Consider the following 10,590-nt stretch of genomic DNA (forward strand, 5'->3'; position numbering starts at 1 on the left):
AATTGGTCGATGTATATCTGCAAAAGATGGGTTGGCTACCAAACCGCCTTCGCGAGCAAGCCCGCTCCCACAGGGATCGTGCCCACGCTGAAAATGAATGAGCACAAAAAAGCCGACATCTCTGTCGGCTTAATCGTCATGGCTCACTGCTTGGGCGGTTCTACCGGTTTGGCCGGTTCACCCGGCTTCGGCGCCGCGTCCTCGAACAGATTCAACCGCTCCCGAAGCTCATGGGCCGGCACCGGTTGCTTGTCAGCCGGCAACGCATTCGGATCAACCGGCGTCGCTGGTGCATTCGGCGCTTCACCCGGCGCGCCCTGCCCCGGTGTCGTCGTTGGATCAGCCCCTTGCGCCCCTTCGATAGCCGCTTGAGCCTTCTTGGTCAGCACAACGATGTCGATCCGGCGATTGACCGGGTTGAACGGATGCTCCCGATCGAACAGCGCCGACGAGGCATAACCCACCACCCGCGCCACTTGCGATTCCGGATAGCTACCTGCAACCAATGCACGGCGAGCCGCGTTGGCCCGGTTGGCCGACAATTCCCAGTTACCGAAATCACCAGTGCCCGAGTACGGCTTGGCATCGGTGTGGCCGCTGATGCTGATCTTGTTCGGCACCGCTTTGATGGTGTCGGCCATCGCCAGCAGGATGTCTTCGAAGTACGGTTTCAAACGCGCTGAGCCGGAGTCAAACATCGGCCGGTTGTCCGCGTCCATGATCTGGATGCGCAGACCGTTCGGGGTGATCTCGAACAGGATCTGATCCTTGAACTTCTGCAGCTGCGGGTTCTCTTCAACCTTGTTCTGCAATTCTTGCAGCAGCAATTCCAGGCGTTCTTTCTCGACCTGTTCGGCCATGCCTTCGACCTGTTCGGTATCGACCGTCACCTTGTCCGGCTGCGGCTGGGATTTCACCTCGGGGTTGAGGGTATTTTCCGGCGCCAGGGTCGGCGTGCCGCCCAAATCGATGATGTACGGCGTGCCGCTTTCGGAGAAGCCGACCGGATCCTTGAAGTAACCGGCGATGGCGATCTTCTGTTCCGGCGTGGCGGTGGACAGCAGCCACAACACCAGGAAGAACGCCATCATCGCCGTGGCGAAGTCAGCGAAGGCGATTTTCCAGGCGCCCCCGTGATGCCCGCCGGCGATGCGCTTGACGCGCTTGATGATTATCGGCTGATTATTTTCCATGGCTTAACGACCGCGAACGGCTTGTTCCAGCTCGGCAAAGCTTGGACGGTGCGCCGGGTACAGAACCTTGCGACCGAACTCCACCGCCAGCGAGGGCGGCATGCCGGAAGCCGAGGCTACCAGCGAGGCCTTGATGGCTTCATAGACGTTCAGTTCTTCCTTGGCATCGTGGGCCAGGGAATGCGCCAGCGGACCGAAGAAACCGTAGGCCGCGAGAATACCGAAGAAGGTACCGACCAGCGCCGCACCCACGTGCAGGCCGATGGATTTCTGGTCGCCTTCGCCCAAGGAAGCCATGGTCACCACGATACCGAGTACCGCCGCGACGATACCGAAACCCGGCATGGCGTCGGCGATGCCGTTCACTGCGTGGGACGGATGCTCGAGGTCTTCCTTGAGGCTGTAGAGTTCCATGTCGAACAGGCCTTCCAGCTCATGGGGAGCCATGTTGCCGGAGGACATGATGCGCAGGTAATCGCAGATGAACGCGGTCATGCGTTCGTCTTTCAAGACTGCCGGGTATTTGGCGAAGATCGGGCTCGCAGCGGCATCTTCGATGTCGCCTTCGATGGCCATCATGCCTTCGCGGCGGCTCTTGTTGAGGATCTCGTAGATCAGGCCCAGCACTTCAAGATAGAAGGTGTGGGTGAAACGCGAACTGAACATGCCCAAGGATTTCTTGAGCACGTGCATGGTCATGTAACCGGGGTTGGCCTGCAGGAATGCACCAAGGGCCGCGCCACCGATGATCATCACCTCGAAGGGCTGAATCAGCGCGGCGATTTTGCCATGGGAGAGCACGTATCCGCCGAGCACGCTCGCGAATACGACGATGATGCCGATTAATTTAGCCATAGGTAGGAGAGCACTTACTGAGTCGGGTTCAAGGTCATATTCGGAAGTTAAAAAATCTCTTCTTCTACTTATCGGCAAAACTGCGCCAGACTATAGCCAGTTCAGGCGAAAAGCCAATTTAGCCCGCGCCGGGCGTGTTTACAGCCAATGATGATCCCGTCCAGCCATGGCTAACGAAACGAACGTTCCACCTCCAAAACCGACCACTCTCGAAGGCTGGGTCAAGCTTCTCGATGGCGTGCGCCTGCCGGTTCCGCAAGAGAGTCACGACCGTGTCTGCAAAGCCATTCGCAATAACCGCAGCTCGCTGCGCGACATTGCCGAATTGATGCAGGAAAGTCCGGCCTTGGCCTTGAGCGTGATTCGCGAAGCCAACCGCCACACCCACGGCAGCATGGCGGAGCCGGCGGAAAACCTCGATGTGGCGCTCAATCGCCTCGGTTTGAAACGCACCGAGGAATTGCTCGCGCGCCTGCCCGCCGAGCCGCAATCCGAGATCCCCAAGGCCCTGCGCCAATTGCAATTGATCAGCCAGCACGCGTCGCAACAGGCCAACGGTTTTTTCGCCAATCGCCTGGCGCGGCTGTGGCAAGACATCCATTGGGGCAGCCTGCTATTTCTCTCGCCGCTGTGGCCGATGGCGCTGACCCATCCGCATTTGCTCGAAGAATGGGAGCTGCGGGTCATCCATAAAGGCGAGTCCGCGCGTAAGGTCGAAAAGCAGTTGTTCGGCGTGCGCCTGCTGGACATCTGCCTGGCACTGGTGGATGTCTGGCGGTTGCCGATCTGGGTGCAACAGGGTTATCGACTGCTGCTCAACGAACAACGGGAGCTGGTGAAAGTCCTGCGCATTGCCCGGGACAGTGAGCACCCGCTGCGTCAGCAGAACCGCCTCGACGACGATCCGACCCTGCGTCGCTGGCTCAACCAGCCTGCCAACACGGTGTTGCTGGCCAACGGTCTGGCGCTGTCGGCGCAACAGGCCTGGGATTGCCCGCACAGTGAACGCTGGCAATACCTGACCAGCCTTTACCTGCAAATTTCGATGGATGAAGTGCAACAACAGTTGCACCAACAGGCGGCCAACAGCGCCCGCCAACATGCCATGCCGGACCTCTGGCACCCGGCGGTTTCGCTGCTGTGGCCGTGGGGCATGAACCGCGTCCACGCCGGTTTGCTGCCGGCTCCGGCACCGACCACGGAAGACCTGACCCAGTGGCGCAAACAATGCGCCGAACTGCTGGTGGAGCCGAGTCGTTTCACCAACGCGATGCACCTGACCAGCTCGGCACGGGATGCGTTGGTCGCGTGCGGCATGCGTCGGGTGATGATCCTGATGGCCGATCGCACCCACGCCAATCTGCGGGTGCACCAGACGGCCGGATTGCCAAAAGAGGCCGCTGGCCTGAATTTTGTGGTCAGCCAAAGCAGCGTGCTGCAACGCTTGCTCTCGCAGCAGGCTCAGGTGCGCATTACGCCGGCCAACAATGCCCAGTTCTCGGCGCTGCTGCCGGCCAGTTTGCGCGCGCAGTTTGGCGGCGAACACCTGTTGCTGCGCTCACTGGTCAACAATGGCCGAGTGATTATGATCGTGGTGGCGGACCAGAGCGGCGGGCCGTTCTCGGAAATCACCGTGCAAGCCTTCGGCAAAACCGCGCAGTGCATCGAAAAGGCCCTGCATAGCTTTAGCACCCGAGGCCAATAGGCTCTACAATCCCTCCCTTTGTGCTCTGGAGACCTCACATGTCTGACTTCTCTGGCTTGCCGCTGGTGATCGAGCCGAGCGACTTGCTCCCGCGCCTCGACGCCCGCGAACTGATTCTGGTGGACCTGACCAGCAGCGCCCGCTACACCGAAGGGCATCTGCCCGGCGCGCGCTTTGTCGATCCGAAACGCACGCAACTCGGTCAGGCGCCGGCGCCAGGCCTGATGCCGCCGCAGGCTGCGCTTGAAGCGCTGTTCGGTGAGCTGGGCCACAACAAAGATGCGGTCTACGTGGTTTATGACGACGAAGGCGGCGGTTGGGCCGGGCGATTCATCTGGTTGCTGGATGTCATCGGCCACCGCAAATACCACTACATCGACGGCGGTCTGCCGGCGTGGCTGGCAGAAGGCTTGCCGATGTCGATCCAGATCCCGGCCCCGGTCGGCGGCCCGGTTTCACTGACATTGCACGACGAACCCACTGCCACCCGCGAATACCTGCAAAGCCGTCTCGGTGCCGCCGACCTGGCGATCTGGGACGCCCGTGGGCCGCTGGAGTACTCCGGCGAGAAAGTCCTGGCGGCCAAGGCCGGACACATCCCCGGCGCCGTTAATTTCGAATGGACTGCCGGCATGGATCAGTCGCGCCACCTGCGCATCCGTACCGACATGCCGAAGATTCTCGAACAACTCGGCATCACCAAAGACAAAGAAATCATCACTCACTGCCAGACTCACCACCGTTCTGGCTTCACTTATCTAGTGGCCAAGTCCCTCGGTTATCCGCGGGTCAAAGGTTACGCCGGCTCCTGGGGCGAATGGGGCAACCATCCCGACACCCCCGTAGAGATTTAAGGTTTTTAAGGACAGTTAATGAATAAGCGTTTGTTTATCCTCAGCCAATACCTGCTGCCCCATCACTTGCTCTCGCGACTGGCCGGCTGCATTGCCGAATGCCGTGTGCGCTGGTTCAAGAATGCCTTCACTGCGTGGTTCGCCAAGCGTTATCAGGTGGACATGTCCCAGGCGCTGGTCGAAGACCTGACTGCCTACGAGCACTTCAACGCGTTCTTCACCCGCGCCTTGAAAGACGGCGCGCGTCCTCTGGACGAAACCCCGGGAGCGATCCTCAGCCCGGCCGACGGTGCGGTCAGCCAACTCGGCCCGATCGAACACGGTCGCGTGTTCCAGGCCAAGGGCCACAGCTTCAGCGTGCTCGAACTGCTGGGTGGCGATGCCGCGAATGCCGCGCCGTTCATGGGCGGTGATTTCGCGACGATCTACCTGTCGCCAAAGGACTACCACCGCGTACACATGCCGCTGGCCGGCACCCTGCGCGAAATGGTCTACATCCCGGGCCGGATCTTCTCGGTCAACCAGACTACCGCCGAAAACGTCCCGGAACTGTTCGCCCGCAATGAGCGTGTGGCGTGCATTTTCGACACCGAGCGCGGGCCGATGGCCGTGGTGCTGGTGGGCGCGATGATCGTGGCGTCGATTGAAACCGTGTGGGCCGGGCTGGTCACGCCACCGAAACGCGAGCTGAAAACCTTCCGTTACGACGAAGCGGCCCGTACGCCGATTCATCTGGAGAAAGGCGCGGAACTGGGTCGCTTCAAACTGGGTTCGACGGCTATCGTGCTGTTTGGGCCGGACCAGGTGAAATGGGTTGAAGGGCTGGGCGCGACGTCGCCGGTACAGATGGGCCAGGCGCTGGGTTTGCCGAACGCTTGATTTGCTGAGCCAACCCCCGCGAGCGTTTTCGCGGGTGATTCATGCACCACACCGCCCTTGTAGGAGCAAGGCTTGCCCGCGATAGCGTCCTTAAGATCGCCATCGCGGGCAAGCCTTGCTCCTACAGGGAGCGCGCATGTCGAAATACCGCCAGCGTTCATAACTGCTACAGTCAGGTCATTCACTGCCCATTTCCCGGTCGGAGTTTTTCCACGGCATGAATGAGACCAACCCCCCTCTGCTGCTACGAGCACCGATCCCTGCCGCCTTGCGCCTGTCATTCTGCGAACCCACCCCGCGGGACCTCAAGCGCTGGATCGCCAACCTGCCCAAAGCCAACATCGGCGAAACCGCTCGCCAGTTGTACCAAGGCTTGAGCGAACTCAACCAACTGCTGACCCCCAGCGATAATCGCCTGCAATTACTCGAATTGCTGCGGCCCGAGGTGTATTACGTCTGCAAGCACCTGGAGCGGCATTTCCTGCATCAGGCGATTGTCCTCGACGAGCGTTCGCGCAAGATCGCCAACCTCTGCCAGGCGCTGCAAAGCCATTTGGCGATTGGCTACAAACAGATCGTCTTGCGCATCGCGCCACGCTTCAGCAAGGACCGCGCACCGCTGCTCACCCAGGCGTTGCAACGGGCGATCCATTGCCTGAACGGCCCGCTGATCCGCGCCACCCAACTCTATTGCCCGGTGCCGGAAGGGGTGTGGCTGGAGCTGCATCAGTTGTACCGAATTGGCTGCGAGCATCGGCTGCAAAACATCAGCGTGCGCGATGAACTGGCCAGCGAGACGCCGGACCTGAGCATCGAGCAGACCTACGTGGCCGCCCTGCTCCTGGGCGCCTCACGCTGCAATCAACTGCGTCAGAACCAGATCGCCCGCCTCGCCGAGGTGCTCGAACCCTGGAGCAAATGGATCAAGTTGCACCCCGGCAAACCCGGCAATGAGCTGTTTGCGGTGGCGCCGGACCTCGACGTCGGGCCACGCTATCGGTCCAAGTTCCGCGCCGAGCAGCAGGCGAGTTTGCTGGGAATTGATCCGCAGCCGCTGGTGGCTGCCATCGAGGCACGGCTGCTCAACCCGACCGACACCACGTTGCCCGTCCCGACCGGGCTGAACCTCGATACCTTGCAACACTTGAATGCCGCGTGGGGTCAGGCCGCCGAGCGCAGTTTCCAGCGTACCGTCGGCAACGGCACGTTGACCCTGTGCGTGGGCATGAGCGCGCTGCACTTTTACCTGGGCGGGCAGCGCTCGTTCAGCGACATCCTGAAAAACCCTGCGGGGCGGCTGGCGCAGTTTTCACCGTCATCCCCGGCGAGTGGCGCAAAAGACAACTGGAGCCAGTCTTTCGACGCCGCGCCCAATGGCACCAGCGACGCGCTGCTGCCCTACGAAGAAATCGAATACCCACATTTGCAGAACGACGACAGCCACGAGGCCGCCGACCGCAATCAGAGTTTCCCGACCTACGCCCTGCCGGTGATCAATCACAGCCCCGGCGGTTATTGCCTGGCGTGGCCGGGTGCCGTACCCGCCGAGCTTCAGGCCGGTGAAATGGTCGGGATTGAAGATGCTGTCGGCCAGGGCTGGAGCATCGCGGTGGTGCGCTGGATTCGTCAGGTGCGCGGCGGCGGCACACAGATGGGGATCGAGCAGGTCGCGCCGTATGCCGAGCCTTGCGGCCTGCAACTGGTGCGCACCCGGGACGATCACAGTCAGTATCTGCGGGGTTTATTGCTGCCGGCCATCAGTGCGATTGATCTGCCGGCCACCCTGCTGGCCCCACGTCTGCCGTTCCAGGAAGGCAACAAGGTGCTGATCAACACCAACGGCCAGGAACGCCGCGCCGGGCTGGATCGGCGGGTGTCGAGCACCAACAGCTTCAACCAGTTTGCGTATCGCTCGCTGGAGGCCAGTAAAAGCGAAAACAACCCGGGGAGCGGCGTGGTCGGGGCGGAAGAGGATTTTGATTCGTTGTGGAAATCGTTGTGAGTCAGTGAGACCGCGGCGCAGCCTTCGCGGGCAAGCCTCGCTCCTACAAAATCACCGCGTACCTGTAGGAGCGAGGCTTGCCCGCGAAGAGTCCCGCTCAATCAATACAAAACTCAGAGCTGCCCATCACGATCCCTGAAACCCAACAAATACAGAACTCCGTCCAGCCCAAGGGTCGAAATCGCCTGCTTCGCCGACTGCTTCACCAACGGCTTGGCCCGGAACGCCACACCCAACCCGGCAATCGCCAGCATCGGCAAATCATTCGCGCCGTCACCGACCGCGATGGTCTGCTCCAGACGCAAACCTTCCTTGTGTGCCAGTTCCTTCAGCAGATCCGCCTTGCGCTGGGCATCGACAATCGGCTCGACCGCCACGCCCGTGACTTTGCCATCCACTACTTCCAGTTCATTGGCGAATACGTAGTCGATGCCCAGTTTCGCCTGCAATTGCTTGGCGAAGTAGGTGAAGCCGCCGGACAGGATCGCGGTTTTGTAGCCCAGGCGCTTGAGTTCGGCAAACAGGGTTTCGGCACCCTCGGTCAGGCGCAGGGAAGCGCCGATGGAGTCGAGCACGCTGACGTCCAGGCCTTTGAGCAGGGCCAGGCGTTCCTTGAAACTGGCGCGGAAGTCCAGCTCACCGGCCATCGCCCGTTCGGTGATTTCAGACACTTGATCGCCCACGCCCGCAGCCTTGGCCAGTTCGTCGATGACTTCGGCTTCGATCAGGGTCGAGTCCATGTCGAACACCGCCAGGCGACGGTTGCGACGGAACAGCGAATCTTCCTGGAAGGCGATGTCGACGTTCAGTTCCTGGGCCACGCTGAGGAATTCGGCGCGCAGGGCCTGCGGATCAGCCGCTTCGCCACGCACGGAAAACTCGATGCAGCCCTTGCCCTTGTCAGCCGGGGTGTCCAGCGGCATACGCCCGGACAAACGATCGATATGGTCGATGTTCAGCCCGTATTTGGCGGTGATCGAGCTCACAGCCTGCAATTGCCCGGCGGTCACCTTACGGGTCAACAGGGTCACGATGTGGCGTTTTTTGCCCTGGTTGCCGACCCACTGCTGGTAATCCTCTTCGGACACCGGGGTGAAACGCACCTGCTGATCAAGCTCATAGCCCTTGAACAGGATGTCCTTGAGCACTGACTTGCCCTGCTCGGTGTCAGGAATTTCAACCAGGATGCCGAACGACAGGGTGTCGTGGATCACTGCCTGACCGATGTCGAGAATGTTCACACCACCCTGGGCCAGAACGCCGGTAATGGCCGCAGTCAGACCCGGTCGGTCGACTCCCGTGATGTTTATCAGGACGATTTCGCGCAAGGCGCACCCCCGCAGGTGGAAAAAAACCGCATTCTACCCACTTTCAGTGACCATCGGGCACCGTCAGCGCTTTGCCGGTCTAGGGCCTGTCGCTATACTGCGCGTCAACTTCACGGACAAAAGAGCCGAGCTCAAGTGAACCGGCCCACGCCAGTAAAAACCGATAACTTCTTCCTGCTGATCTTCCGGGCACTGCGCCACCGCCGTGTACCGATCGCATTACGCATTGCCAGCCATAACGTGATCCTGGTCGCTCTGGCCCTGGTGATTTATGCCTGTGTGATGGGATTGCAGTTCAAGCAGGCCATGCACGAGCAGGCCGATGCGCTGGGCGAAAGCCTGACCACGCAGACCGCCACCTCGGCCACCGAGCTGTTGGTGTCCAACGACATCCTCAGCCTCAACGTGCTGCTCAACAACCTGACCAAGAACAAGTTGGTGGCCCACGCCGCCATCTACAGCGTGGATAACCGCATCCTCGCCGAGTCTGGCCAGCGTCCCAAGCACAGCCTGTTGGGCGAAGCCGAAGGCATGTATGAGAGCAAAATCACCTTCCAGGACGTGACCGCCGGGCAACTGCGCATCAGCCTGGACATGGATCAGTTCCAGCAGCCGATGACCATCAGCCTGCAAAGCATGGGCATCTTGAGTGCGATTCTGCTCGCATTGTCCCTGGCCTTGAGCCTGCGCCTGGGTCGGCACATCTCCACGCCGCTGATGCAATTGCGGGTCTGGCTGCGCAACATCGACGAATACACCCCGGCCACCGAGCGTCAGGATGAGATCGGCGACCTGGCGCGTCAGCTGCACGCCAATTTCGCCCCGGAACCGGCCGAGCCTGAGCCCGTCCCGGAACCTGAGTTCGATGATGTCGATTACGATGAAGAGGCTGATCCAGCCTTCGAAGTGCGCAATCTGCGGGATCCGAGTTTTGATGAAACCAAGCCTGTGGCCGGCCTGAAACCTGCGCCAAAGCGCATTGTCAGCACGGTCGATGACGACGATGACGATGACGCGTTCGCCGATCTGCGCGATGAGTCGGCCGACGCTGCGCCGAAACCGGTGGCCAAACCGGTGATCTCGAACGTGCCACAGCACAGCGCGGTGCTGGCGGTGCAACTGGGTGCCCAGGATCAACTGCGTCGCCTGCCCCGCACGCGCCTTGAGGAACTGCTCAAGCGCTACCGCGACTGCCTCGACCAGGCCGCTTCGCTGTATCAGAGCGAACTGCACACCCTGAACGATGGCAGCACGCTGATGCTGTTCCACACCGAAGACAGCGGCGACGACTACCTGACCAACGCCATCTGCTGCGGTGAGCTGCTGCGAGCCTTGGGCCATCAGTTGCAGATTGAAGTCGCCGACAGCGGCATCACCCTGCAACTGCAACTGGGCCTGACGCTGGGTGATGAGTTGTTCGGCTTGAGCCAGATCGACCTGTTGCTGACCGAATCGGCTCAGGACGCCCTGGCGCTCTCGCAACACAGCCGCAACCTGCTGCTGGTGGAGCGCAAGATCGGCGACGACGCCCTGATCCGCCAGCGTGCGCGGATCCGGCCGATCGCCAGCCCTGAAGGCGCTTGCTGCGTAGAGCGGCTGATGGAGCCTTATCCGTCGATGCTGGAGCGGCAACTGGCGCGGATGCACGAACGCCGGGCGTAAAAGCCCTATTGTGAAAAAGCCCGCCGATGAGTGATTGTCTGCGGGCTTTTTTGTGGCCTGTGTCTCGTCCTGAATAAGGTTTACACCTTCTGACTTCTCATCAGGAAGGTGC

General features: G+C 61.0%; 8 protein-coding genes. 5 read left to right on the plus strand and 3 right to left on the minus strand.

Features of this window, described 5'->3' with window-relative positions; all coding sequences use genetic code 11:
* Positions 1 to 143 precede the first annotated feature (143 nt).
* The gene (gene motB, locus BK667_RS30065) at positions 144 to 1,193 is read right to left on the minus strand and encodes a flagellar motor protein MotB (RefSeq protein ID WP_123599745.1); all 1,050 of its coding nucleotides are present in this window, start codon (positions 1,191 to 1,193) and stop codon (positions 144 to 146) included.
* 3 nt (positions 1,194 to 1,196) lie between these two features.
* Entirely contained in the window at positions 1,197 to 2,048 is an 852-nt protein-coding gene (gene motA / locus BK667_RS30070) for a flagellar motor stator protein MotA (RefSeq protein WP_123510838.1), read from the minus strand.
* A 166-nt stretch (positions 2,049 to 2,214) separates the two neighbouring features.
* Here motA and BK667_RS30075 point away from each other — a divergent pair, with 166 nt between their 5' ends.
* The 4 genes from BK667_RS30075 (at position 2,215) to BK667_RS30090 (ending at position 7,488) form a co-directional block, all read left to right on the plus strand.
* On the plus strand, positions 2,215 to 3,753 hold the full coding sequence (locus BK667_RS30075; protein WP_123599746.1) for an HDOD domain-containing protein: 1,539 nt from the start codon (positions 2,215 to 2,217) through the stop codon (positions 3,751 to 3,753).
* Between the two features lie 38 nt (positions 3,754 to 3,791).
* Entirely contained in the window at positions 3,792 to 4,607 is an 816-nt protein-coding gene (locus BK667_RS30080) for a rhodanese-like domain-containing protein (RefSeq protein ID WP_123510842.1), read from the plus strand.
* Positions 4,608 to 4,625: 18 nt separating this feature from the next.
* Entirely contained in the window at positions 4,626 to 5,486 is an 861-nt protein-coding gene (asd, locus tag BK667_RS30085) for an archaetidylserine decarboxylase (protein WP_123599747.1), read from the plus strand.
* Between the two features lie 217 nt (positions 5,487 to 5,703).
* Positions 5,704 to 7,488, plus strand: coding sequence for a cyclic-di-GMP receptor FimW-related protein (locus BK667_RS30090; RefSeq protein ID WP_123599748.1), 1,785 nt, complete (start codon positions 5,704 to 5,706; stop codon positions 7,486 to 7,488).
* 113 nt (positions 7,489 to 7,601) lie between these two features.
* Here BK667_RS30090 and serB read toward each other — a convergent pair whose 3' ends face one another.
* Complete coding sequence (serB, locus tag BK667_RS30095; RefSeq protein WP_054053330.1) at positions 7,602 to 8,816, minus strand: phosphoserine phosphatase SerB; 1,215 nt, start codon at positions 8,814 to 8,816, stop codon at positions 7,602 to 7,604.
* A gap of 135 nt (positions 8,817 to 8,951) precedes the next feature.
* Here serB and BK667_RS30100 point away from each other — a divergent pair, with 135 nt between their 5' ends.
* On the plus strand, positions 8,952 to 10,478 hold the full coding sequence (locus tag BK667_RS30100) for an AhpA/YtjB family protein (protein ID WP_123599749.1): 1,527 nt from the start codon (positions 8,952 to 8,954) through the stop codon (positions 10,476 to 10,478).
* Positions 10,479 to 10,590: the final 112 nt, after the last annotated feature.

It is taken from the genome of Pseudomonas frederiksbergensis, assembly GCF_003732705.1.
GTDB lineage: Bacteria > Pseudomonadota > Gammaproteobacteria > Pseudomonadales > Pseudomonadaceae > Aquipseudomonas > Aquipseudomonas frederiksbergensis_F.